This window comes from Aeromonas sp. MTB, from assembly GCF_056632455.1.
On the sequence record NZ_CP147026.1, the window covers coordinates 1 to 24,009 of the forward strand.

At 60.4% G+C, this 24,009-nt stretch carries 20 protein-coding genes; 8 read left to right on the forward strand and 12 right to left on the reverse strand.

The window, feature by feature from the left end; genetic code table 11:
* From dnaA to gyrB, 4 genes are all read left to right on the forward strand, one after another.
* Complete coding sequence (gene dnaA / locus WBR25_RS00005) at positions 1–1,371, forward strand: chromosomal replication initiator protein DnaA (protein WP_005339307.1); 1,371 nt, start codon at positions 1–3, stop codon at positions 1,369–1,371.
* A gap of 83 nt (positions 1,372–1,454) precedes the next feature.
* On the forward strand, positions 1,455–2,558 hold the full coding sequence (gene dnaN / locus WBR25_RS00010; RefSeq protein ID WP_005339306.1) for a DNA polymerase III subunit beta: 1,104 nt from the start codon (positions 1,455–1,457) through the stop codon (positions 2,556–2,558).
* A 2-nt stretch (positions 2,559–2,560) separates the two neighbouring features.
* Complete coding sequence (gene recF, locus WBR25_RS00015; protein ID WP_236399347.1) at positions 2,561–3,664, forward strand: DNA replication/repair protein RecF; 1,104 nt, start codon at positions 2,561–2,563, stop codon at positions 3,662–3,664.
* Positions 3,661–6,072: a DNA topoisomerase (ATP-hydrolyzing) subunit B gene (gyrB, locus tag WBR25_RS00020; RefSeq protein ID WP_005357188.1), complete on the forward strand. Its 2,412-nt coding sequence runs from the start codon at positions 3,661–3,663 to the stop codon at positions 6,070–6,072. The genes recF and gyrB overlap by 4 nt, the downstream gene beginning before the upstream one ends.
* Before the next feature lie 114 nt (positions 6,073–6,186).
* On the opposite strand, the gene WBR25_RS00025 is transcribed toward gyrB, so the two are convergent.
* From WBR25_RS00025 to WBR25_RS00040, 4 genes are all read right to left on the reverse strand, one after another.
* Positions 6,187–6,564 carry a VOC family protein gene (locus WBR25_RS00025; protein WP_479749184.1) on the reverse strand — a complete coding sequence of 126 codons (378 nt, stop codon included), beginning with the start codon at positions 6,562–6,564 and terminating at the stop codon, positions 6,187–6,189.
* Positions 6,565–6,630: 66 nt separating this feature from the next.
* Positions 6,631–7,335 carry a helix-turn-helix transcriptional regulator gene (locus WBR25_RS00030; protein ID WP_479749186.1) on the reverse strand — a complete coding sequence of 235 codons (705 nt, stop codon included), beginning with the start codon at positions 7,333–7,335 and terminating at the stop codon, positions 6,631–6,633.
* Between the two features lie 65 nt (positions 7,336–7,400).
* Positions 7,401–8,360: a helix-turn-helix domain-containing protein gene (locus WBR25_RS00035; RefSeq protein WP_479749188.1), complete on the reverse strand. Its 960-nt coding sequence runs from the start codon at positions 8,358–8,360 to the stop codon at positions 7,401–7,403.
* A gap of 91 nt (positions 8,361–8,451) precedes the next feature.
* The gene (locus WBR25_RS00040; protein WP_479749190.1) at positions 8,452–9,222 is read right to left on the reverse strand and encodes an MBL fold metallo-hydrolase; all 771 of its coding nucleotides are present in this window, start codon (positions 9,220–9,222) and stop codon (positions 8,452–8,454) included.
* A gap of 280 nt (positions 9,223–9,502) precedes the next feature.
* Between WBR25_RS00040 and WBR25_RS00045 the strand changes: the two genes are divergently transcribed.
* Together WBR25_RS00045 and WBR25_RS00050 are read left to right on the forward strand one after the other, a co-directional pair.
* Entirely contained in the window at positions 9,503–9,916 is a 414-nt protein-coding gene (locus WBR25_RS00045) for an Hsp20 family protein (protein ID WP_005339298.1), read from the forward strand.
* 92 nt (positions 9,917–10,008) lie between these two features.
* Positions 10,009–10,449: an Hsp20 family protein gene (locus tag WBR25_RS00050; RefSeq protein WP_479749192.1), complete on the forward strand. Its 441-nt coding sequence runs from the start codon at positions 10,009–10,011 to the stop codon at positions 10,447–10,449.
* Positions 10,450–10,521: 72 nt separating this feature from the next.
* On the opposite strand, the gene WBR25_RS00055 is transcribed toward WBR25_RS00050, so the two are convergent.
* On the reverse strand, positions 10,522–11,772 hold the full coding sequence (locus tag WBR25_RS00055) for a valine--pyruvate transaminase (RefSeq protein WP_479749194.1): 1,251 nt from the start codon (positions 11,770–11,772) through the stop codon (positions 10,522–10,524).
* Between the two features lie 293 nt (positions 11,773–12,065).
* Here WBR25_RS00055 and WBR25_RS00060 point away from each other — a divergent pair, with 293 nt between their 5' ends.
* Complete coding sequence (locus tag WBR25_RS00060; RefSeq protein WP_100652158.1) at positions 12,066–12,299, forward strand: hypothetical protein; 234 nt, start codon at positions 12,066–12,068, stop codon at positions 12,297–12,299.
* Here WBR25_RS00060 and WBR25_RS00065 read toward each other — a convergent pair.
* Positions 12,229–13,053 carry an AraC family transcriptional regulator gene (locus WBR25_RS00065; RefSeq protein ID WP_257696893.1) on the reverse strand — a complete coding sequence of 275 codons (825 nt, stop codon included), beginning with the start codon at positions 13,051–13,053 and terminating at the stop codon, positions 12,229–12,231. The genes WBR25_RS00060 and WBR25_RS00065 overlap by 71 nt on opposite strands.
* 92 nt (positions 13,054–13,145) lie before the next feature.
* Between WBR25_RS00065 and WBR25_RS00070 the strand changes: the two genes are divergently transcribed.
* The gene (locus WBR25_RS00070) at positions 13,146–14,273 is read left to right on the forward strand and encodes a multidrug effflux MFS transporter (RefSeq protein ID WP_479749197.1); all 1,128 of its coding nucleotides are present in this window, start codon (positions 13,146–13,148) and stop codon (positions 14,271–14,273) included.
* Positions 14,274–14,277: 4 nt separating this feature from the next.
* Here WBR25_RS00070 and WBR25_RS00075 read toward each other — a convergent pair whose 3' ends face one another.
* The 6 genes from WBR25_RS00075 to gorA form a co-directional block, all read right to left on the reverse strand.
* The gene (locus WBR25_RS00075) at positions 14,278–14,961 is read right to left on the reverse strand and encodes a response regulator (protein WP_429214152.1); all 684 of its coding nucleotides are present in this window, start codon (positions 14,959–14,961) and stop codon (positions 14,278–14,280) included.
* Between the two features lie 58 nt (positions 14,962–15,019).
* Positions 15,020–17,608, reverse strand: a complete 2,589-nt coding sequence (locus tag WBR25_RS00080; RefSeq protein WP_479749199.1) for an ATP-binding protein — start codon at positions 17,606–17,608, stop codon at positions 15,020–15,022.
* A gap of 126 nt (positions 17,609–17,734) precedes the next feature.
* Positions 17,735–18,262, reverse strand: a complete 528-nt coding sequence (locus WBR25_RS00085) for a potassium-transporting ATPase subunit C (protein WP_005355772.1) — start codon at positions 18,260–18,262, stop codon at positions 17,735–17,737.
* Positions 18,263–18,324: 62 nt separating this feature from the next.
* Complete coding sequence (gene kdpB, locus WBR25_RS00090) at positions 18,325–20,382, reverse strand: potassium-transporting ATPase subunit KdpB (protein WP_005355771.1); 2,058 nt, start codon at positions 20,380–20,382, stop codon at positions 18,325–18,327.
* A 67-nt stretch (positions 20,383–20,449) separates the two neighbouring features.
* Positions 20,450–22,144 (reverse strand): potassium-transporting ATPase subunit KdpA, encoded by a 1,695-nt coding sequence (gene kdpA, locus WBR25_RS00095; protein WP_151286421.1) that lies wholly within the window; start codon positions 22,142–22,144, stop codon positions 20,450–20,452.
* 463 nt (positions 22,145–22,607) lie between these two features.
* A complete protein-coding gene (gene gorA, locus WBR25_RS00100) occupies positions 22,608–23,957 on the reverse strand; it encodes a glutathione-disulfide reductase (RefSeq protein ID WP_307895900.1) in 1,350 nt (449 codons plus the stop codon).
* Positions 23,958–24,009 lie beyond the last annotated feature (52 nt).

A 24,009-nucleotide genomic window follows, 5' to 3' on the forward strand; every position in this document is an offset into this window, starting at 1 on the left:
GTGACTGCTTCGCTATGGCAGCAGTGCCTTAACCGGCTGCAAGATGAGTTGCCCTCGGCAGAATTCAGCATGTGGATCCGGCCGCTTCAAGCGGAGTTGAGTGACAATACTCTGACCCTGTATGCACCGAATCGCTTTGTTCTGGACTGGGTACGAGACAAGTATCTCATCCGGGTTAACGGCATCATCAACGAACTCTGCGGGGTCGACGGCCCCGCCCTGCGTTTTGATATAGGTAATCGTCCCCATCCTGTTGCTGTCGCCAGAGCGCCGGTACAGGGTGCCGCGCCTGTGAATAACTTGCAGAAGAGCTGGGAAAGCAAGGCTGAAGCCAAGCCCGAGCCGAACCACAAGAGCAACACCAACGTGAACTATACCTTCGAGAATTTCGTCGAGGGTAAGTCCAACCAGTTGGCGCGTGCGGCTGCCCGTCAGGTAGCGGACAATCCGGGTGGTGCTTACAACCCGCTGTTCCTCTATGGCGGCACCGGCCTGGGTAAAACCCACCTGTTGCACGCCGTTGGCAATGCCATCAAGGAGAGTAAAAAAGATGCCAAAGTCATCTATATGCACTCCGAGCGGTTTGTTCAGGACATGGTGAAAGCGCTGCAAAACAACGCCATTGAAGAGTTCAAGCGTTACTACCGCAGCGTCGATGCCCTGCTCATCGATGACATCCAGTTTTTCGCCAACAAGGAGCGCTCCCAGGAGGAGTTCTTCCATACCTTCAATGCCTTGCTGGAAGGTAACCAGCAGATCATCCTGACCTCGGATCGCTATCCGAAGGAGATCAACGGTGTCGAGGATCGCCTCAAGTCCCGCTTCGGCTGGGGCCTGACCGTGGCGATCGAACCGCCGGAGCTGGAGACCCGCGTCGCGATCCTGATGCGCAAGGCTGACGAGAACCAGATCCATCTGCCGGACGAAGTGGCCTTCTTCATTGCCAAACGTCTGCGATCCAACGTCCGTGAACTGGAAGGCGCCCTCAACCGGGTGATCGCCAACGCCAACTTTACCGGCCGTGCCATCAACATCGATTTCGTGCGCGAAGCGCTGCGCGACCTGTTGGCACTGCAGGAGAAGCTGGTCACCATCGACAATATCCAGAAGACGGTGGCGGAGTACTACAAGATCAAGCTGGCGGATCTGCTCTCCAAGCGTCGTTCCCGCTCCGTTGCCCGTCCGCGCCAGCTGGCGATGGCTTTGGCCAAGGAGCTGACCAACCACAGTTTGCCGGAGATAGGTGATGCCTTTGGTGGCCGTGACCACACTACCGTTCTTCATGCTTGCCGAAAAATCGAGCAGCTGAAGGAGGAGAGTCACGACATCAAGGAGGACTATTCCAACCTGATCCGTACCCTTTCTTCCTGATAACGGAATGGAGTGGACAGATGCAGCGCGAATATTCCAACCTGATCAGAATCTTTTCCTCCTAATCACAACGGAGAGCACAGATGCAGCTCGAAATTAGCCGTGAGGCCCTGTTACGTCCTCTGCAACTGGTGTCCGGCGCCCTCGGCGGCCGACCGACCCTGCCGATCCTCGGCAACGTGCTGCTTGATGTCAGCAACGGTCTGCTGTCACTGACCGGTACCGATCTCGAAGTAGAGATGATCGGTCAGGTCTATCTGAACGGGGCCAGCGAAGATGGCCGCACCACAGTACCGGCGCGCAAGCTGCTGGATATCTGCCGTGGTCTGCCGGAAGGCGCCGAGATCCGTCTCAATACCGAAGGCGAGCGCCTGATCATCCGCTCCGGTCGTTCCCGCTTCAACCTCTCGACCCTGCCGGCGACCGAGTATCCGAACATCGAGGATTGGGAATCCGTGCTCGAGTTCGATATCAGCCAGCTGGAGCTGAAGAAGCTGATCGATGCGACCCAGTTCTCCATGGCCAGCCAGGACGTGCGTTACTACCTGAACGGCATGCTGTTCGAGAGCGAAGGTCACGGTCTGCGCACCGTGGCGACCGACGGTCACCGTCTGGCTACCTGCCGCCGCGAGGTGGTCGGGGAATCGCTGCCCGATCATCAGGTTATCCTGCCGCGCAAAGGGGTACTGGAGCTGGTGCGTCTGCTGGAAGCGGAAGACAAGCCGGTGCGGCTGCAGATCGGCCGCAGCAACCTGCGTGCTGCCCTCGACGGCTTCATCTTCACCTCCAAGCTGGTGGATGGCCGCTTCCCGGACTGGCGCCGCGTCATTCCGCGCAACAGCGACAAGGCCTTGATCGCCGGCCGTGAGGATCTGCGTCAGGCGTTTGCCCGTGCCGCCATCCTCTCCAACGAGAAATTCCGTGGGGTGCGTCTCAATCTGCAGGAAAACCTGCTGCGCATCACCGCCAACAACCCGGAACAGGAAGAAGCCGAAGAGCTGCTTGACGTACAATATGCCGCTGGCGAGATGGAGATCGGCTTTAACGTCTCTTATGTGCTGGACGTGCTGAATACGTTAAAATGTGACCAAATTCGGATTAGCCTGAGCGATTCCATCAGCAGTGCCATTATTGAGGATTTTGAACATCAGGATGCTCAGTACGTGGTGATGCCGATGCGGATCTAGTCGTGTCCCTGGTCAAACTCCAGCTCAGCGACTTTCGCAATATCCAGCAAGCCAGTCTCAAGCTGTCGCCCGGCCTCAACATTCTGGTCGGGTGCAATGGCAGCGGCAAGACCAGCGTGCTGGAAGCCATTCACTACCTTGGTCTGGGGCGCTCCTTTCGCACTCATTTGACCGGGCGGGTCATCCGCCAGGGGGAGAGGGCGTTTACCCTGTTTGCCCAGTGCGAGCTGGAGGGGCGTCAGGTACCGATCGGTCTTGCCAAAGACAAGAGTGGCGAGACCCAGCTCAAGATTGCCGGGGCTCAGGCCCAGCGGCTGGCCGATTTGGCGGAGCTGTTGCCGGTGCAGTTGATCCATCCCGATGGCTTCAACCTGCTGACGGGCGGGCCTCAGGCTCGCCGCGCCTGGCTCGATTGGGGTGTTTTCCATCAGGAGCCGACCTTCTTTGCCCTCTGGGGACGAGTGCGGCGGTTGCTGAAACAGCGCAATGCGCTACTGCGCCAGAGCACCCAGTACCGCCAGCTGGCGTTCTGGGATCAGGAGCTGGTGCGGCTGGGTGGTGAGCTGTCCGAGTTTCGCGCCAGTTATTGTCAGGCCATTACGCCCCTGATCAAGGAGATGACGGCGGATTTTCTGCCGGAATTCGATATCAGTCTCGGCTTTTACCGGGGCTGGGAGAAAGACACTCCCCTCGGCGATCTGCTGGAGGCGGGGTTTGAGCGAGATCGGGCGCTGGGCTATACCGGTGTCGGTCCACAGAAAGCCGATGTGCGCCTCAAGGCGAACGGGGTACCCGCTCAGGATATTTTGTCCCGGGGTCAGCTGAAGTTGCTGGTCTGCGCCATGCGACTGGCCCAAGGGCTCTATTTGAATCAACATAGCAGCCGTGGCTGTATTTTTTTAATTGACGATTTTGCCTCTGAACTGGATGTCGACAAGCGCCGCTTGCTGGCCGCAAGGCTGAAGCAGTGTGCGTCCCAGGTGTTTATCACCGCCATCGACACCGGTCAGCTCGCAGACATGATGGATGCGAATGACTGCAAGTTGTTCCACGTGGAACAGGGTAAAATCTCCGAAACGTTAGAGAAGGCAGAGAGTAAGCTATGAGTGAAAATACTTACGACTCCTCGAATATCAAGGTGCTGAAGGGCCTGGATGCGGTCCGCAAGCGCCCGGGGATGTATATCGGCGATACGGATGATGGCTCGGGTCTGCACCACATGGTGTTCGAGGTCGTCGATAACTCCATTGACGAGGCGCTCGCTGGCTACTGCTCCGATATTCTGGTCAAGATCCATTCCGACGGTTCTGTCTCTGTGCGTGACAATGGCCGGGGTATCCCGGTAGACATGCACGAGGAGGAGGGCCGCTCCGCCGCAGAGGTCATCATGACCGTGCTGCACGCAGGCGGTAAGTTTGATGACAACTCCTACAAGGTATCCGGCGGCCTGCACGGCGTGGGTGTCTCGGTAGTTAACGCCCTCTCTGACAAGCTGTTGCTGACCATTCGTCGTAACGGTCACGTCTACGAGCAGACCTATCATCTGGGTGAGCCACAGGCGCCGCTCAAGCAGATTGGCGACAGCACCGGCACCGGTACCGAAGTTCGCTTCTGGCCGAGCCCAGCCATTTTCAGCGATACCCTGTTCCACTACGAGATCCTGGCCAAGCGCCTGCGCGAGCTCTCCTTCCTCAACTCAGGTGTCTCCATCCGTCTGCAAGACGAGCGTGATGGCCGCGAGGCGCATTTCTGCTACGAGGGTGGCATCAAGGCATTCGTTGAGTACCTGAACCAGAACAAGACCCCGATCCACCCGAAGGTGTTCCATTTCACCACCGAGCAGGATGGCATTGGCGTTGAAGTGGCGATGCAGTGGAACGACGCCTATCAGGAAGGGGTCTACTGCTTCACCAACAACATCCCGCAGCGGGATGGTGGTACTCACCTCGTTGGTTTCCGTACCGCGCTGACCCGTACTCTGAACTCCTATATGGACAAAGAGGACTACAGCAAGAAGGCCAAGTCTGCCGCCAGTGGCGACGACGTACGTGAAGGTCTGATTGCCGTTATCTCCGTGAAGGTGCCGGATCCCAAGTTCTCCTCCCAGACCAAGGACAAGCTGGTCTCTTCCGAAGTGAAGACCGCCGTTGAACAGGCGATGGGTGAGAAGCTTGCCGACTTCCTGCTGGAAAACCCGGGCGATGCCAAGATCGTGGTCAACAAGATCATCGATGCGGCCCGTGCCCGTGAAGCGGCCCGCAAAGCTCGCGAACTGACCCGCCGCAAAGGCGCGCTGGATATCGCCGGTCTGCCCGGCAAGCTGGCTGACTGTCAGGAAAAAGACCCGGCTCTTTCCGAACTCTACATAGTGGAAGGGGACTCTGCTGGCGGTTCCGCCAAGCAGGGTCGCAACCGTAAGAACCAAGCCATCCTGCCGCTCAAGGGCAAGATCCTGAACGTGGAGAAGGCCCGTTTCGACAAGATGATCTCCTCGCAAGAGGTGGGCACCCTGATCACCGCACTGGGTTGCGGTATCGGTCGCGACGAGTACAACCCGGACAAGCTGCGTTATCACAACATCATCATCATGACCGATGCGGACGTCGATGGTGCGCACATCCGAACCCTGCTGCTGACCTTCTTCTATCGTCAGATGCCGGAAATCATCGAACGTGGCTACGTCTACATCGCCCAGCCGCCGCTCTACAAGGTTAAGAAGGGCAAGCAGGAGCAGTACCTGAAAGACGAAGACGCGCTGCTGCAGTACCAGACCGCCATGGCGCTGGACGGTGCTACCCTGCACGTCAACGAGTCTGCCCCGGCTATCGGTGGCGAGGCACTGGAGCGCCTGGTCAACCAGCACCGCTCGGTGACTCACCTGATCACCCGCATGTCTCGTCGTGCGCCGGAAGCCGTGCTGACCCAGCTGATCTATCAGCCGGAGTTGAACGAAGCGCTGCTGAACAGCGAGAGCGATCTGCTGGCCTGGTGTCAGGGGATGGAAGCCGTGCTCAACGAGAGCAACCACGGTATCCAGTACCAGATCCAGGTTCGTCGTGATGAAGAGCGCAGCCTGTACGTTCCGCACGCCGTGGTACGTCAGCACGGTGTCGATCGCGAATATCCGCTCAGCTACGACTTCCTGCAATCCGGTGAGTACCGTCAACTGGTCTCGCTGGGCAAGGAGATCGCCAACCTGATTGAGGAAGGTGGTTTCATCAAGCGTGGCGAGAAGGTCAAACCGGTTGCCAACTTCGTGGAAGCCGTCGAGTGGCTGATGGGCGAAGGCAAGCGCGGCATCTACATCCAGCGCTATAAAGGGCTGGGTGAGATGAACCCGGACCAGCTGTGGGAAACCACCATGGATCCGGAAGCCCGCCGCATGCTGCGCGTCACCATCGACGACGCCGTCGGTGCTGACCAGCTCTTCTCCACCCTGATGGGTGATGCCGTTGAGCCGCGTCGTGACTTTATCGAGACCAACGCCCTGCGCGTAGCCAACCTCGACGTCTAATCGACACTGTCAGCTCGATATAAAAAAGCCGCTCCCTGTGAGCGGCTTTTTTTATTTTCAGGGGGGGCACGTTCCACGTGAAACATGAAACTGCTTGGTGTTGATGGTTATAACTCAGCTCAGTTCTGGTGCCAGGCAGTAGAGTCGCAGGCGATGGCCATCCGGATCGAGGGCCATGCAGGTGTAGCCAAACTCCATATTGGTCGGCGCCTGGATCAGGGTGAGCCCGCGTGCCAGCCATTCGGCAGACAGGCGATCGACGGCATCATCATCGGGGAGGGCGAAGGCCAGCTCCATCGCTCCGGCCGTTTGGGTCACGGCAGGTTCAACAGTGGCGCTGGACCAGAGCGCCAGTCTGGCGCCTGACTCGAATACGAACATGGCAAAGGTAGGTGACTCCTCCACCGGTTCACGCCCGAACAACTCGCGGTAGAAGAGCGCGCTGCGGGTCGGATTGGTAACGTAGAGGATGGCGAACTGGGGGACTAACATGGTGATGCTCCTTGCTGATGAGATGGCGCATCGGCGCCGACCCCGTCAGCATGGCGCTACCTGCTGTCAGTTTCTGTCAGCAATGAATTTCGGCTGCGGGATCTGCTGGGTGGCGCGCCACTCCTTCAGCAGACTCTCTCTGCTTTTTGGATAGCGGCAATCTTGCGGCTGCATCCGGGTAATGCGATCGACCCGAAAGTGGCGAAAGCCCTGACGCAGTTCGCACCAGGCCACCAGTACCCGTACCTGTTCGAAGTAGCCGAGGGCAAAGGGCCAGACGGTGCGCTCAGAGGCCTCATCCTTGAAATCGCGATAGCCCAAGGTCACCTTGCGTTGCTGGCGGATGGCGCTGCGCAGCGGGGCTTCATCGGTGAGGCTGTCGCTGCGTGAGGTACCGATCAGCAGGGCATTGCTGTGGAGCTGCTGGCGATAGTCGGCGGGCAGCACGGCTTCTATCTTGGCCAGCGCACTGCTGGCCGATGTACTCAAGGCTCCGTCACCGTGAGCGACGACCCAACGCGACCCGAGCACCAGCGCATCCAGCTCCTCTTCACTGAACATCAATGGCGGCAGCATGAAGCCAGGACGCAACACATAGCCGATCCCCGATTCGCCCTCGATATGGGCGCCTTGTGCCTGCAGGGTGGCGATATCCCGATAGAGGGTGCGCAGGCTGATGCCAAGCTGGCTGGCCAGTTCCGCACCTGTGATGGCGTAACGGTGGCCGCGCAGCAGCTGGAGCAGGGCCAGCAGGCGTTCGGAACGGGACATGGGATGACTCCTCGGGATTTCTGGTTAGCCTGCCATAGCGGAGTGAGCGGGTATAGATGATGTCATCAGACATTGTTGCCACGAAAAGAGCGTCGCCACTCGCTGGGGGAGATGGTAAAGCGGGCGCGGAAGTGATTGCGCAGGGAGGTGGCACTCTTGAAGCCGACCAGATCGGCAATGCGATCGATGGAATGGCCGCTTACCTCCAGCAGCTCCTGACTGCGCCTGAGCCGCTCCGCCAGCAGCCATTCACCCACCGAGAGGCCAGTTGCCTGATGAAAGCGGCGGGTAAAGGTGCGTCGGCTCATCAGGGTATGGGCCGCTAGAGAGTCCAGGGTGTGGGGTTCGGCCAGATGGGCACGCAGGTGATCGAGCAACTGGTTCATCCTGACATCGCGAGTGGAGGCGGGCACCGGCTGCTCGATAAACTGGGCCTGGCCCCCTTCCCGGTGGGGCGGGATCACCAGCCGCCGCGCCACCTTGTTGGCGATGGCCGAGCCGTGGTACTGGCGCACCAGATAGAGGCAGCAGTCCAGCCCGGCGGCAGTACCTGCCGAGGTGACCAGCCCATCGTCATCCACATAGAGGGCATTGGTATCTAGCTGCACGCAGGGAAAGCGGTGGCAGAAATCCTGTTCGTACTCCCAGTGGGTCGATGCCTTGCGACCATTGAGCAGCCCGGCGTAGGCGAGCACATAGGTGCCAAGACAGAGCCCGACCAGTCGGGCACCTCTGGCCCTGGCGGCAATCAGGGCATCGAGCAGCGCTGCAGGTGGCCGTGCTGACGGGTCGTGCCAGAAGGGGATGACGATGATCTCCGCCTCGGCCAGCACCTCCAGCCCATAGGGAGCCTGAATGGTGAAGCCTTGCGCCGAGCGTGAATGAGGGTTGCCATCACCGCAGCAGATCATGAGCTCGAACAGCGGCTGACCCGGCAGGATGTCGCCGAAGATGAGACAGGGGACGGCGCAGTGAAAAGGGCTGAAGTGATCGAAGGTCACCACGGCAACGATCGGGGTGGTCATGGTGTTGGCTCCTCTCTGCGCGCAGACCACTCATCATAAGCGTTTGGCTGTGAAAGCCGAAGGGCCATGTCTGACATGGCTCTCTTGTGGATCATAGCGATATCGCCTCGCCATCTTGCGGTACCCGTACCCGATCCATCATGCCCCGGTCCACCAGATAGTCGCGTAGCTCCTGGCGTGACAGCACGGCGTGGTTGACCGCCTCCATATGACTGGCGATCAGCGTGGCTTGCGGTGCCGCCTGATATACGGCGGCGACATCCTCCTTGCCCATGATGATGGAACCGAGTCCGGGCACCTGTGCATCGCCGCAGTTGAGGATGATGACCTCGGGTTGATGCAGTTGCAGGGCTTGTTCGACCGAGGGATGCCAGATGGTATCACCGGCCAGATAGAGGCTCTGTTCATTGGGGTGGGAGAAAACCACGCCGCATACCTCTCCCATGCGCTCGCCCAGTACCGCCATCAACGGGTCGCTGCCGTGTTGGCCACCGGTCTGCTGCAGACGAATGCCGGCAAACTCGGGCTGGTCGCTCAGCAGCCGCACATCCTCAAAGCCACTGGCACGAATGGCATCGGCATCTTTTTTATGTTGTACCAAGAGCGGCAGATGTTTGGGGATCAGGGCTCTGGCGGCGTCATCCCAGTGGTCGGGATGGTCGTGGGTGACGATAACGGCATCCACATCGACCAGCTCATCGATCGGTAGCGGCAGCTCGACCAGCGGATTGCGCAGATGGCTGTTGGCGGTGCCCTCAAAGCCGGGGAAGGCTCCCTTGGCCGAGAGCATGGGGTCGATCAGAAAGCGGGTGCCGGTATAGTCGAGCAGCAAGGTGGCGTTACGAACCTGGGTAATCTTCATGGGGTGGCTCCATGTTGGCTGGTGGATATGCAACCAATTATGGAGTGCGGAGCGCATTGCCATCAGTGGCCCACGGGTCGATTATCATCACTATCGGGCCAACAGGTTGATGTTCTACAGGTCGGTGCGGCCATTTAAAAAATTTGAAAAAATCCCCTTGAAAGGAAAAAGTGAGCCCCTATATAGGTAACAAGGCCGGAACGCTCGACAGAGGTTTCGACCAGGCGCCCGTCCATAAGGAGGGCAAACAATCCGTTATCGCTCATAAGAGGGTAATACTATGCGTTCTATCGACTTTTCTCCGCTCTATCGTTCTGCCATCGGTTTCGATCGTCTGGCCAATCTCATCGAATCTGCGGCCAGCAATGGCAATGCCGGTTATCCCCCCTACAACATCGAGCAGTTGGGTGACAACGACTACCGCATCAGCATGGCGGTGGCGGGCTTTACCCAGGAAGAGCTGGAGCTGAGCTTTCAGGAAAATCTGCTGACTGTGAAGGGCAACAAGCAGGCCGACACCGGGCGCAACTATCTCTATCAGGGGATTGCCGAACGTGGTTTCGAGCGTCGCTTCCAGTTGGCCGACTATGTGCGGGTGAAAGGGGCCGACCTGAAAAACGGCTTGCTGCACATCGAACTGGTGCGTGAAGTGCCCGAGGCGATGAAGCCGCGCAAGATAGAGATCAACGGCTGATAGCCTGAATTCACTGAAATCTTAAAATTTCCCGGGTGCCGATGACGGGCCTGTGGAGAGTTGAACCTGTTGCTTATTAGAAGGATAGGATTATGCGTAACCTCGATTTTTCTCATCTCTATTCCAACGCCGTCGGCTTCGAGCGGATGGCCCGTGAGCTGGAAGGTCTGTTCGAGCAGAAGACCGCCGCTTACCCTCCGTACAACATTGAAAAGCGCGATCAGGATGGCTATCGCATCACGGTCGCCGTGGCTGGCTTCGAGCGCGAAGAGCTGGAGCTGGAGACCGAAAACGGTACCCTCAAGGTGAAGGGTTGTAAAGGGGCCGCGGCCGGTGAACGTCAGTTCCTCCATCAGGGGATTGCCGATCGTGACTTCGAGCTCGCCTTCAAGCTGAGCCAGCACGTGGAAGTGCAGGGCGCCAAGTTGGAGCATGGTCTGCTGACCATCGATTTGGCGCGCGAGCTGCCGGAGGCGCTCAAGCCCAGAGCCATCCCCATCGGCAAACCCGAGCAGTTGGCGCTGCCCGGCTAAGCAAACCGGATCGCGATAAACGACAAAGGCCTGCATCTGCAGGCCTTTCTGTTTTTGGCTGGCCGGACTGACTTAGCCGGCGTAGAGGGCGTTGATCTCGTCGGCCAGAATGGCGATGCCGCGACGCACCAGCTCCTCGCTCTGGGAGTAGTTGAGGCGAATGCACTCTTGGCTGTGACGCCACTCGGGGTCATCGATGCCGGGGAAGAAGTAGTGACCCGGCACGATCAGCAGGTTTTTCGCCTTCAGTCGCTCGTACAGCTCCTGACAGTGGATCGGCAAGCCTTCAAACCAGAGCCAGAGGAAGAGGGCCCCTTCCGGTTTATGAATGTGGAAACGCGGGTCGGGGATCGCTTCGCGCAGCAGCTGCACCGCCAGCTCTGCCTTTTGCTGATAGAAGGGTTTCACCACCTGTTCGCTGAGGGTGATGATATCGCCGCTCTCGATCATCGGGATGGTGATGGCGGGCCCCAGACTGCCCGGCGCCAGATTGATGATGCCGCTCAGGTTGGTGATGGCCTGAATGATCTTCTCGTCGGCGATGACGATGCCGCAGCGGGTGCCCGGCAAGCCGAGCTTGGAGAGGCTCATGCAGAGGATGGTATTGGCGTTCCAGAACGGCTTTGCCTCACTGAAGATGATGCCCGGGAAGGGGACGCCGTAGGCGTTGTCGATCAGCAGCGGGATTCCCTTGTCGCGGGCGATCTGATCGAGGTGTTCGATCTCTTCGTCGGTCAGCACGTTGCCAGTGGGATTGGTGGGACGGGAGACGCAGATCACCCCGATATCGTCACCTACCTGAAGACTCTCGAAATCCACGTGGTATTTGAACTGGCCATCGGGCAGCTTCTCGATGGTGGGTTTGTAGGCCAGGAAGTAGTCGTCGGTCAGCGCCGAGTCGGCATAGCCGATGTATTCGGGGGCGAGCGGGAACAGCACCTTCTTCTTGCGGCCATCGGCAAATTCGCCGGCCAGCAGGTTGAACAGGTAGAAGAAGGCATTCTGGCTGCCGTTGGTCAGGGCGATATTGCGAGCCGAGATATCCCATCCCAGCTCCTTGCTGAGCAGGGCGGCCAGCGCTTTGGTGAACCTGTCTTTGCCTTGCGGGCCATCGTAGTTGGCCATCGCTTTGACCAGCTCGCCGTTGTCGAGCAGGCTCTTGGCCTCGGCCTGAAAGCGTTCCAGCATGGCGGGGATGGGGGCCGGATTGCCGCCACCCAGCATGATGGCGTCCGGATTGGTCAGCCCCTGATTGAGGTCATCCATGAGTTGGGTAATACCGGCGTGGCGAGTGAACTTCTCGCCGAACAAGGAAAATTCCATTCAGTGACAGATCCAGATTTGAGTTACGGGGATGTAGCACCATAGCTCAGTTTAAAAGCGGGTGTCGATCAAAAAGATGGGACGTTCCACGTGGAACATGGTGCAAAAATCAAGCGTGGTTAAAAGCACCAACTGTTGGTTTAAAAATGACCGAGCGGGATGCATTTTGCGACTCAATTTGGTATCGAGATATAGTTAATTTAAACAAAATCATCATGTTATGAATTTCGTGAGGATTGGCACAACTATTGGAATAGCTGTCTGGTCATCTCAACCATACCGGAGCAAACCAGATGAAAAGCCTGATCGCTACCCTGATTGTGAGTGCCCTGAGCCTGAACGTGATGGCCAACGAAAATCCGCGGCCCGAGCTGGAGAGTGCCCAGCTGGAGCAGGATGTGCAGAGCGAGTTGCAACAGGCATCCCATGCCGTGGTGAAGGATGCGTTGCATAACCTCAAGCCGCTGGCGCTGGATACCCTGGTGGTGGAAGCGAGTCAGGCTGTGGCGACTCACCCCGAGAGTTGAGGTAGCGCAGGGGGGTCTGTCCTGTATGTTGTTTGAAGAAGCTGATGAAGGCGCTGTCGCTGGAGAACTCCAGCGCAGCGGCAATCCGGCTGATGGACTCGCTTTCGGCCAGCAGCTCCATGGCGCGCAACAGCCGCCACTGCTGACGCCACGCCTGATAGCTCATGCCGGTCTCCCGCACGAAGATGCGGCCAATGGTCTTGTCACTGGCACCCACCCGTTCGGCCAGCCGGTTGAGCCGATCGGGCAGGGCATTCCCCCGTTTCAACTGCTGTAGCCAGTCGCCCAGTCTGGGATCGGTCGGCAGCGGCAACTGCCACGACTCCCGTGGCGCCTGCCCCAACTCCTCCATAAACAGTGCCACCGTTCGTTGCTGCTGCTCTTGCGGTTTGTCCCACGGCCAGAGCGCCATCCGCTCGATCAGTTCGTGCAGCAGCGGATTGACCGCCAGCACTTCGACCGTGCCGGGCAACTCGGGGTGCGGCTGGAAGTAGAGGGATCTGTAGGCGACGACACCGCGCATCAGTACCCGGTGGGCAGTGCCCGCTGGCAGCCAGGCGGCGCGGGTGGGCGGCAGCAGGCAGACCCGACCTTCCAGCTCCATGGTCATGCAGCCGGATTGGGCGAACAGTAGCTGATGGCGTTGATGTTGATGCAGGCCCGAGTCGTGCCAGCCGAGGGCGGAGGCAATGCCGATCACGCTGCCCGTCAGCTGGTCGGGGTCAAAAGGGTGATCGGGAAGAATAAAAGCCATGTGTCTTATTTTTGATGTTTATAGTCCTACTTATTGTAATCAGACAGTCGGCATCTCTCTAGAATGGCGACCTCTTGTGAAGGAGGTTTGTCATGAACAACAAGTTGCCACCGCTTTGGCTGGTGGTGGGATTGATGATGTTTCCCCAAATTGTGGAAACCATCTACAGCCCGGTCCTGACCCACATCGCCAGCCAGTTTCGGGTGAGCGAAGGGCAGGCATCCCAGACCCTGTCGGTCTATTTTCTGGCGTTTGCGGTAGGCGTGGTCTGTTGGGGACGGCTCTGCGATCTCATCGGGCGGCGTCCCGCCATGCTGGCAGGTCTGCTTACCTATGGCGTCGGCACCCTGCTGGCGCTGCTGGCCAACCAGTTTGAAACCCTGCTGCTGGCCCGGGTTATCTCGGCCTTTGGCGCCGCCGTGGGCTCCGTGGTGACCCAGACCATGCTGCGCGATAGCTATCAGGGCAGCGATCTGGCACGGGTCTTCTCGGTGATGGGCATAGCGCTCTCCTTGAGCCCGGTGCTGGGGCTGCTCAGTGGCGGCCAGCTGGCGAGCGGGTTCGGCTATCTCGGGGTGTTCAGCGGTTTGCTGATACTGGCGGTAGGCTTGCTGCTGGTGACCTGCTGGCAACTGCCGGAAACCCGTCCGGCCACCAGCCAGCGAGTCGCACTCTGGCCGCTGGCATGTCGGATGATGAAAGATGGCGGGCTCTGGCGCAGTGCCATGCTGGTCGCCTTGTTCAACACTATGCTGTTTGGCTACTACAGTCTGGCCCCATTCCTGTTTGCCGGATTGGGATTGAGCACTGGCGAGTTTGGTTACTCGGGGATCTTGCTGGCGCTGGCGACTCTGCTCGGCAGCCTGCTCAACAAGCATCTGCTGGGGAGGGGGTGGCTGCCGTCATCTCTGGTCAGATTGGCTTGCGCTCTGGCGCTGGTCGCCGGGCTGCTGGTCTGGGCGACTCAGGCCAGCCTCTGGTTCCTGCTGCCCATGATGGGAATCGTGGTGGCCTTCGGGCTGGCTATCCCCAACGTGCTGAGTCAGGCGCTGCTGGCCTATCGCGAGGTGGCAGGCAGCGCTGGCGCCCTGTTCGGGCTTGGCTACTACCTGCTGCTCAGTCTGGGGTTGGCGGTAGCGGCCGGATTGCAGGATCTCGGCCTGTTGCTGAGTGGCTGCGGTCTATTGGCGCTGATTTGCAGTGGGCGTCGTTCCACGTGAAACGTCAGTTGCCGATAAAGCGGTAGCCGATACCTGATTCGGTCTCGATAAGCGTCGGTTGCTGGGGGTTATCCCCCAGCTTTTTGCGCAGACTGGCGATGACGATGCGCAGGTAGTGGGTGTCCTCCTTGTGGCTCGGCCCCCAGATGTCGTTGAGCAGCTGGGTCTGCATCACCAGCTTGCCGGGGTGGCACACCAGCGCCTGCAACAGGGCGAACTCCTTGCGGGAGAGAGGGATCTCCTCGTCTTTCATGGTCACCTTGTGGCTGCTGATATCGAGCGTCAGGCCGCATTGGGGGAAGTGGCGCCGCTCGCCGCTGCTGACGCCAGCCCGCTGGCGCAAGAGCACACGGATGCGGGCCATCATCTCGCCGATGCCGAACGGCTTGCTCATGTAGTCGTTGGCGCCGGCATCGAGCAGCCGCACCTTCTCCTGCTCCGAATCGCGGGCCGACAACACCAGCACCGGATTGGGGTGGTGTTCGCGAATGGTCTGCAACACCTGAATGCCATCGCCGTCAGGCAGACCGAGATCGAGGATCACCAGATCGGGGTTGAGGTGGCGATACTGCTCCAGCCCTTCATTGACCCCCACCGCCTCACTCACCTGATGGCCCTCGGCAATCAGGCTGATCCGCAGAAAGCGACGGATCGCCGCTTCATCATCTATGACCAGAATGTGCGCCATCGAACCTCCAGAGGTGAATGGTGGGAGGGGCTGATTGACCCGATCTGGCGGTCAACTATCAGACCTCCGGTGAATTGAGAGCAAGCGGCAGGGAGATGCGCATGCAGGTTCCGTTGCCATTGGGGCCGGAGAAGGCCCAAATCTTGCCGCCGTGGGCCTCTATCATAGCGCGGGAAATGGCGAGGCCAAGCCCGGTGCCACGGCTGCCGCAATCACCCACCGGCTGGGTGTAGAAGAGGTTGAAGATCTTCTCCCGATCCGACTCGGCGATACCGACCCCGATATCGATGATGTCGATGATGAGGTCGGGCTCAGCCATCATCACCTTGAACTCGATGGGGGTGCCTGCCGGCGAGTAGCGGGAGGCGTTGTCGAGGATGTTGACCAGCACCTGCTCGATCAGGGCGCCATGGACATAAAGCTGGGGCACATGCTGATCGAAATGGACCAGCAGCTTGTGCTGGCGCCAGGAGGAGTCGAGTCGCTTGCGGGCGCTCTCCACCAGATCCGCCAGATCGACCCAGTCCCGTTTCAGCTGGAAGTCGGGGGAGCCGATGCGGGTCATATCCAGCAGATTCTGCACATAGCTGTGCAGGCGGCGCGCCTCCTCCTGCACCGAGTGGAGCAGTTCGTCACGGTCTTCGGCGGGGATCCGGTCACCATATTCCAGCAGAGTGCTGCCTGCCCCCATGATGGTGGCCAGCGGGGTCTTCAAGTCGTGGGAGACCGAGGAGAGCAGGGCGGCGCGCATCCGGTCGGTCTCCGCTTGCAACTGACTGTCGGCCAGCCGCTCGTTGAGGTCGATCCGCGCCAGCGCGGCGCGAATATCGGTGAGCAGCGCCTGCAGCTGATGCTCGGCAGAGGAGGAGAGCGGATTGGCCAGCGTTATGCCGATCACCAGATCATCGCTGAGGTGGTGATACTGGGCCTCGGCGGCATTGAGGGTGGCGGTGTGGGCCCCGGCGCTCTGCTTTTGGGCCAGACACCAGTCGATGGCCGCCTTGTCGGTCTGCCCGGGCCTGTGCTTCTCGTTGCCGAGCCGATCGTTGAACTCCTTGTCGATCACCACGGTTGGCTGGCCTAGCGCCAGTGAAATGGCCTGGGCACCTTGTCTGAGCACCTCCTCCGGGCTGCTGGCGGTCGCCAGCCCCTGACTGAGGGAGAGCAGGGCATTGCCCAGCTGCTGGGTCTCGCGCAGACCGATCAGCTGTTGCCGCTGGCGGGAGGCGAGCCGTCCCGCCGTCATGCCGACGATAAGCAGTACAAACAGAGTGAGCAGGTCGCTGTGGTTGGCGACGCTCAGGGAGAAGTAGGGGGCGGTGAAGAGCAGATTGTGGGCGATAAAGCCCAGCACCGCCGCCAGCGTGGCGGGTACCAGACTGGTGGTGAGGGCAGTCGCCAGAACCCCCAGTACAAAGATGAGTGGCAACGCTGCGGGCGGCAGCCAGTAGGAGAGCCCCCAGGCGGCGGCCGAGGTGATCCCCATGATGGTCACCGCCAGCAGGCTGTGGTGAATATCCTTCGGGGTCGGGACGCGCATCCCCACTTCGGGCTTCTGCTTCTCGGTATCGACCAGCGTGATTTCGAGCCCTTGCGCCTGCTTGAGCAGGTGCTGCACCAGCGAGCGGCGCCACGGCGCCTTGTGAGGTTTGCCGAGCAGCAGCTGGGAGACCTGCTGTTGTTCGGCGGTCTCCAGCAGGGTGTTGGCGACCGCCGGACTGGAGAGGGTCAGCACCTTGGCACCGAGGTGGGAGGCGAGCGCCAGCGCCTGCTCCACATCGGCAGAACGGCGGCCATTGCTGTCGACATGCACCACCAGCCACGGAAGCTGACGGCGCTGGGCAAAGCGGTGGCCGTAGCGCACCAGCGCCGAGCCGTGCAGGTCACCGAGGCAAACCATCAGCTTGCCCCGCAGCGGCAAGGTGCTCTTGCCTGCTGCCTGCCACTGCAGTTGCAGATCGCCCTCCACATGGCTGGCGGCGGTCTGCATCGCCAGCTCCCGCAATGCGGTGAGGTTGTTGAGGGAGAAGAAGGATTGCAGCGCCGCCTTGGCCTGATGGGGCACATAGACCTTGCCCTCCTTGAGGCGGCCGAGCAGCTCCTTGGGGGGCAGGTCGATCAGCACCAGACTGTCGGCCTCCAGCAGCACCTGATCGGGCAGAGTCTCTTTCACCCTGACCCCGGTGAGCTGCCACACCAGATCGTTGAGGCTCTCCAGATGCTGCACGTTGAGGGTGCTGTAGACGTCGATCCCGGCGTTGAGCAGCTCCTCCACATCCTGCCAGCGCTTCTCGTGGCGGCTGCCGGGGGCGTTGCTGTGGGCCAGCTCGTCCACCACGGCGATGGCCGGTTTGCGGGCGAGCAGGCCGTCGAGATCCATCTCCTCCAGTCGCTGCTGGCGGTGCATGTGGATCTTGCGCGGCATGATGGCGAGCTTGTCGAGCAGAGCCAGGGTCTCCTGCCGGCCGTGGGTCTCCACCACGCCGATCAGGATGTCGACCCCCTCCTTGGCCTGTTCCCGCACCGCCTGCAGCATGGCGTAGGTCTTGCCCACGCCGGGAGCGGCCCCGAGAAACACCTTCAGCTTGCCCTTGTGCTCCTGTTCCAGGCTCGCCAGCAGGGCGTCGGCCCTTACCTCATCACGCATCCCCATGCTCCTGCATCAGACTTGTCAGCAGGGCATCAGCGCTTGCTACATCAGCCATTGTTATCCCTATCGAGCCAACCGCCCGTTTCGAAAATCGAGGTCATCACCAAACCGGAATGGGCGCCATCAGGCGCCCTTTTTATGATCCAGCTGCAGATTCAGCTGGAGAATGTTGACCACCTGCGGGCCAAGGATACCAGCTTGTGTGGCCGACTTGACCTGCTCCGTCAGTTGGGCGGGATCCAGTCCACGTTCTTTGGCGACGCGGTCGACCTGAGCCAGCACCGCATCCAGCGGCAGGTGGGGATCGAGGCCGGAGGCGGAGCGGGTCAGCATGGCGGGGGAGCTGGTTCCAGGCTGAGCCTTGGCTGCCTGTTCGGCAAACTCTGCCCGCAGCGGTGAGCTCATCCCCAGATTGCTGGCGCTGCCGCCTATGGTGTTGAAATCGCTGGCGGAGGGACGGGGATGGAAATAGTCAGCCCGCTCGAATTTCTGCCCCAGCAGGGCGCTACCGATCAGTTGCTGCTTGCTGTCGGTGAGCTGGCTGCCGTTGGCCTGCCAGGGGAACAGCAGTTGGGCCAGCCCGGTGACCGCCAGCGGATAACCCACTCCCAGCAGCAGGGTCAGGGTCAACAGGGTTCTGATTGCTATCATGATTCTCTTGCTCCAAAAGGATGGTTGGGGATGCGGGTCTGACCCGCATCCCGATTATGTCGTTACACCAGACCCAGGCCGGTAATGACCAGATCGATCAGCTTGATGCCGATAAAAGGCACCAGCAGGCCACCGACACCGTAGATCAGCAGGTTGCGGCGCAGCAGGCTGGCGGCCGAGCCTTTCAGGTCGACACCACGCAGTGCCAGCGGCACCAGCGCCACAATGATCAGGGCGTTGAAGATGATGGCCGACAGGATGGCGCTCTGCGGGCTGCCCAGCTGCATCAGGTTCAGTGCCCCCAGTTGCGGGTAGGCGGCGATGAACAGGGCTGGCAGGATGGCGAAGTACTTGGCCACGTCGTTGGCGATGGAGAAGGTGGTCAGGGCGCCACGGGTCACCAGCAGCTGTTTGCCGACCAGCACCACGTCCAGCAGCTTGGTGGGGTTGGAGTCGAGATCCACCAGGTTGCCCGCCTCCTTGGCGGCCTGGGTGCCCTCGTTCATGGCCAGCCCCACGTCAGCCTGTGCCAGCGCGGGCGCGTCGTTGGCGCCGTCACCGCACATGGCGACCAGACGACCATCGGCCTGCTCCTGACGGATATAGGCGAGCTTCTTCTCCGGCGTCGCTTCGGCGATGAAGTCATCCACCCCGGCTTCGGCGGCGATGGCGGCGGCGGTTTTCGGGTTGTCGCCGGTGATCATCACGGTGCGGATACCCATGTGGCGCAGGATCTGGAAGCGAGCCTTGATACCGGGCTTGATGATGTCCTTGAGGTAGACCACCCCCAGCAGTTTCTCCTGCGTGCAGACCAGCAGCGGAGTACCCCCCTGACGGGCGATACTGTCGACCGACTTGAGCACCAGCTCAGGCACCGCCTTGCGGTCGAGGCTGAGGTAGTTCAACACGGCATCCACCGCCCCCTTGCGATATTGATGACCGTTGCGATCCAGTCCGCTCAGGCGAGTCTCGGCGCTGAAGGGGATCACCTTGTCGCTCTCCAGCTGGCTCGGCTTGGCCATGCTCTTGCTGGCCAGAGTCAGGATGGATTTGCCCTCCGGGGTGTTGTCACCCAGCGAGGCCAGCATGGCCGCTTGTGCCAGCAGGGCAGGGTCGACACCCGGTGCCGGGATCAACTCGTCGGCCATCCGGTTACCGAAGGTGATGGTGCCGGTCTTGTCCAGCAGCAGGGTACGTACGTCACCGGCCGCTTCGACGGCACGGCCAGATTTGGCGATGACGTTCAGCTTCACCAGTCGATCCATACCGGCAATGCCGATGGCGGAGAGCAGGCCGCCAATGGTGGTCGGGATCAGGGTGATAAAGAGAGCGATCAGGTAGAGACGCGGTACCTGGGTGCCGTTGTAGTCGAGGAACCAGGGCAGGGTGGCGACCACCAGCAGGAAGATCAGGGTCAGCCCGACCAGCAGGGCATCCAGCGCCATCTCGTTGGGGGTTTTCTGGCGCTTGGCCCCTTCCACCAGTGCAATCATCCGATCCAGCGTGCTTTCGCCCGGATTGTTGCTGACGCGTACCCAGATCTCGTCTGAAACGACGGTGGTATTGCCGGTTACACCGCTGCGATCGGTACCCGATTCGCGGATGACGGGGGCGGATTCGCCGGTGATGGCGGCCTCGTTGACCGAGGCGATACCGGCGATCACTTCACCGTCGGCCGGGATCATCTCGCCGCTGCGTACCAGCACCAGGTCCCCCTTCATCAGGCTGGTGGCGGGTACCCATTCGCCCTGACCATCTTTTGCGTTAGCCACCCGGCGGGCCTTGAGCTGGCTCATGCCCGCTTTCAGGCTGTCGGCGCGGGCCTTGCCGCGCCCCTCGGCCAGGGTTTCCGCGAAGTTGGCAAACCAGAGGGTCAGCCAGAGCCAGGCGGTCAGCTGCCAGGCCAGCGAGGGGGCGACGCCGGAGAAAGGCTGCCCCAGCAGGGACTCCACGGTCGCCATGACTGCGGCCAGCCAGAGGGTGAACAGGATGGGGCTGCCAAACAGCGCCTTGGGATTGAAGCGATAAAGGGCCTCAACCATTGCCTGGATGATCTGTGATTTCTGTTTTTTGCCCTTCACCAACATGGTGTCGGTGCTCATTGCAGTGGACTTGCTCATTGGAAAGCTCCCAGCATCAGATAGTTGGCCATTGGCATCCGGATGGTGATCGACAGGGTCAGGTTCATCAGAACGCCCCTCCGATCAGGCTCAGATGTTCGGCCACCGGACCCAGTGCCAGCACCGGCAGGAAGGAGAGGCCACCTATCAGCAGGACGGTGATGATCAGCAGGGTAACGAACAGCGGGCCGCTGATGGGGAAGTCCCCTTCGCTCGTCTCCTGACGGGGCGCACGGGCCAGCTGACCGGCTATGGCCAGTACCGGAATGATGTAGCCGAAGCGACCGAGCAGCATGGCCAGACCGATGGCGATGCACTGCCAGTTGTCACCGGCGGCAAAACCGGCAAAGGCGGAGCCGTTGTTGCCGGCAGCCGAGGCGTACGCGTAGATGAGGCGTGACAGACCGTGCGGGCCATCATGGCCGATGATGGTGTTGGCATCCGGCATCAGCAGGGTGACACCACCGATCACCAAAACCCCCACCGGCATGACCAGCATGCTGGCGACCACCCACTTCATTTCGGTGATGCCGAGGCGTTTGCCCAGATAGGTCGGGGTGCGTCCCACCATCAGGCCGCACAGGAACACGGTCAGCAGCACGAACAGCATCATGCCGTAGATACCGGAGCCGACCCCGCCGAAGATGACCTCACCCAGCAGCATGTTGATCATACCCACCATGCCGCCGAGTGGAGTAAAGCTGTCGTGCATGGCGTTGACGGCACCGTTGGAGGCGGCAGTGGTCGCCACTTCCCAGATGCTGGAGAGCACAGGGCCGAAGCGGCTCTCCTTCCCTTCCCAGTTGCCAGTCATGTTGCTGGCGTCAGTGGTGAGCTGGGCGAGGGCGTGATCCGGTTTCAGCTCCTGGGAGAGGGAGATGAAGAGCCCCAGCACCAGCATGAGGGTCATGGCGCCGAGAATGGCGCGGCTGTGGGCCATGTCTTTCACATAGCGGCCCAGAGTAAAGACCATGGCGGCAGCGATGGTGAGCAGGGCGACCATCTCCAGCCAGTTGGAGAGGGCTGTCGGGTTCTCGAACGGATGTGCCGAGTTGATGCCGAAGAAGCCGCCGCCGTTGGAGCCCAGCTGCTTGATGGCGATCTGCGAGGCCGCCGGGCCGAGGGGCAGCAGCTGCTCCTGACCTTCCACACCGTGGAACGGCAGATAGGCGGAGAGGCTTTGCGGCACCCCTTGCCATACCAGCACCAGCGCCATGATCAGCGCGATGGGCAGCAGCATATAGAGGCAGAAACGCACCAGATCCTGCCAGAAGTTGCCAAGGTTGATGGTCTGCTGGCGGGCGATGCCGCGGAACAGGGCAATGGCGACGGCGGCGCCCGTCCCTGCGGAGACGAAGTTCTGGGTGGTCAGCCCAACCATCTGGCTGAAGTAGGAGAGGCTGGCCTCGCCGGAATAGGCTTGCCAGTTGGTGTTGGTCATAAAGCTGACCGCGGTGTTGAATGCCAGTTGCCAGCTCAGACCCGGCAGTTGTTGCGGGTTGAGGGGCAGCAACCCCTGCGCCATCAGGATCAGGAACAGCAGACCGAAACCGGCGCCGTTGAAGGCCAGCAGGCTGAGGGCGTAGGACTTCCAGTCCTGCTCCCGTCCATCGGTGCCACAGCAAGCCAGCGTGGCGCGCTCGACCGGTGCCAACCAGTGGATTTTGCCTTCAAATACCCGGTAGATGTAGTTGCCCAGCAGCGGTGCCGGCAGCAGAACCAGCAGCACGAAGGCAACCGGATAGATTATTTCTTGCCACATGTTCTAGTTCCTCACTCGTGGTCACGGTGCGTCAGGGCTCGTATTGGATTGCTCACGAGGCTCGGCAGTTTGCTGGCCACCGGATAGATAATTTCTTGCTGCATATAGGTAGTCCCTCACTCGTGACTGCGCGTGAGTGCGCGCATCAGATAGGCCATCAAGGCGAGGACGAGCAGCAGATATAGCCAATTCATATCGACTCCATTGAGATAATTAGCTGCGAGAGCCGATGTAAGACCATATCGACTCTGTTGGTGTCATTGACGCTGAAAAGGGTATGTAAAACAGGCGTAAAGGCGCCATAAAGCGCCATGTGGCAGGCGTAAAATCGGCGTAAAGAACGACGGATTTGCGAGAGAAATAGCGAGGAGTGATCAAAAAACCCGGCCTGAGCCGGGTTTGAGGGGCGGGGTTACATGGCTGTAGACGCCGGCTGCTCGTGACAGGCCAACTTCATCAGCCCTTAGCGCATAGTGACGAACTCTTCAGCACTGGTCGGATGGATAGCCACGCAGTTGTCGAAATCAGCTTTGGTGGCGCCCATCTTCATGGCGACGCCGAAACCTTGCAGGATCTCGTCCATCGCAAAGCCGATACCGTGCAAACCGACCACCTTCTCTTCCGGGCCGACGCAGACCAGCTTCATCCGGGTGGGCTGGCGATGCTGGGTCAGCGCAGAGTACATGGCGGTGAACTGGCTGCGGTAGACCTTCACCTGGTCCTCGCCGTATTGGGCGATGGCTTCCGGTTCGGTCAGGCCGATGGTGCCGATGGGCGGGTGGCTGAACACCACGGTCGGCACCAGATCGTAGTTGAGGTGTTCGTTCGGCTTGTTGTTGAACAGCCGCTCGGAGAGGCGACGGCCCGCAGCGACGGCCACCGGGGTGAGCTGGATGCGACCCGTGTTGTCACCCACTGCATAGATGTTGGCGACGGAAGTGTTCTGGAACTTGTCGGTCGGGATAAAGCCCTTCTCGTCCAGCGTGATGCCTGCGGCGGCAAGATTGAGGTTGTCGGTAGCCGGTACCCGGCCGATGGCCCAGATCAGGCAGTCGACGGTGAGGTGGCGACCATCTTCCAGTTGCAGGGTCAGGCTGTTGTCAGCGTTCTTGAGCACGGCTTTGGGAATGGCGTGGGTGTGCAGCTGGGGCCCTTCCTGCGCCATGATTTCGACCAGTGTCTCGTGGATCATGGGGTCGAAGTTGCGCAGCGGCGCGTGCTTGCGCACCACCAGATGGGTCTCTGAGCCGAGCGCCTGCATCACCCCGGCGATCTCGACTGCGATGTAGCCAGCTCCAACCACGGCAACCCGCTTGGGTTGGCTTTGCAGATCGAAGAAACCGTCGGAGTCGATACCCAGCTCGGCACCCGGGATCGCCGGAATTTCCGGGCGGCCACCGGTAGCGATCAGGATATGATCGGCCGTGTAGTGCTCGCCATTAACCTCGATGGTGTTGCTGCTGACGAAGCGGGCGAAGCCCTTGATGACGGTGATCTGGTTCTTGCCCAGCACGTTCTGATAGGACTGGTGAATGCGGCCGATGTAGGCCTGGCGGGACTCGACCAGCTTGGCCCAGTTGAAGTGGTTGAGGGTGGTGTCAAAGCCGTAGTCGGCGCCATATTTCAGGGCATCGGCGATCTGGCCTGCATACCACATGGCCTTCTTCGGTACGCAGCCTACGTTGACGCAGGTTCCACCCAACTCTTTGGCTTCAATCAGGGCAACTTTCTTACCGTACATGGCAGCCCGGTTGGCAGAGGCGATGCCGCCGCTGCCGCCGCCGATGGCGATATAGTCAAAATGCTGTGCCATTGCGAGGTTCTCCGCTCATTAAGAATGCAATCACAGCATGATGGGGATAAAG

Bases quoted from the DNA above. Each gene is read 5' to 3' on its own strand.
- dnaN (WP_005339306.1), top strand. From the start codon at position 1,455: ATGCAGCTCGAAATTAGCCGTGAGGCCCTGTTACGTCCTCTGCAACTG.
- gyrB (WP_005357188.1), top strand. From the start codon at position 3,661: ATGAGTGAAAATACTTACGACTCCTCGAATATCAAGGTGCTGAAGGGC.
- WBR25_RS00025 (WP_479749184.1), bottom strand. From the start codon at position 6,564: ATGTTAGTCCCCCAGTTCGCCATCCTCTACGTTACCAATCCGACCCGC.
- WBR25_RS00030 (WP_479749186.1), bottom strand. From the start codon at position 7,335: ATGTCCCGTTCCGAACGCCTGCTGGCCCTGCTCCAGCTGCTGCGCGGC.
- WBR25_RS00035 (WP_479749188.1), bottom strand. From the start codon at position 8,360: ATGACCACCCCGATCGTTGCCGTGGTGACCTTCGATCACTTCAGCCCT.
- WBR25_RS00040 (WP_479749190.1), bottom strand. From the start codon at position 9,222: ATGAAGATTACCCAGGTTCGTAACGCCACCTTGCTGCTCGACTATACC.
- WBR25_RS00045 (WP_005339298.1), top strand. From the start codon at position 9,503: ATGCGTTCTATCGACTTTTCTCCGCTCTATCGTTCTGCCATCGGTTTC.
- WBR25_RS00050 (WP_479749192.1), top strand. From the start codon at position 10,009: ATGCGTAACCTCGATTTTTCTCATCTCTATTCCAACGCCGTCGGCTTC.
- WBR25_RS00055 (WP_479749194.1), bottom strand. From the start codon at position 11,772: ATGGAATTTTCCTTGTTCGGCGAGAAGTTCACTCGCCACGCCGGTATT.
- WBR25_RS00060 (WP_100652158.1), top strand. From the start codon at position 12,066: ATGAAAAGCCTGATCGCTACCCTGATTGTGAGTGCCCTGAGCCTGAAC.
- WBR25_RS00065 (WP_257696893.1), bottom strand. From the start codon at position 13,053: ATGGCTTTTATTCTTCCCGATCACCCTTTTGACCCCGACCAGCTGACG.
- WBR25_RS00070 (WP_479749197.1), top strand. From the start codon at position 13,146: ATGAACAACAAGTTGCCACCGCTTTGGCTGGTGGTGGGATTGATGATG.
- WBR25_RS00075 (WP_429214152.1), bottom strand. From the start codon at position 14,961: ATGGCGCACATTCTGGTCATAGATGATGAAGCGGCGATCCGTCGCTTT.
- WBR25_RS00080 (WP_479749199.1), bottom strand. From the start codon at position 17,608: ATGCGTGATGAGGTAAGGGCCGACGCCCTGCTGGCGAGCCTGGAACAG.
- WBR25_RS00085 (WP_005355772.1), bottom strand. From the start codon at position 18,262: ATGATAGCAATCAGAACCCTGTTGACCCTGACCCTGCTGCTGGGAGTG.
- kdpB (WP_005355771.1), bottom strand. From the start codon at position 20,382: ATGAGCAAGTCCACTGCAATGAGCACCGACACCATGTTGGTGAAGGGC.
- kdpA (WP_151286421.1), bottom strand. From the start codon at position 22,144: ATGTGGCAAGAAATAATCTATCCGGTTGCCTTCGTGCTGCTGGTTCTG.
- gorA (WP_307895900.1), bottom strand. From the start codon at position 23,957: ATGGCACAGCATTTTGACTATATCGCCATCGGCGGCGGCAGCGGCGGC.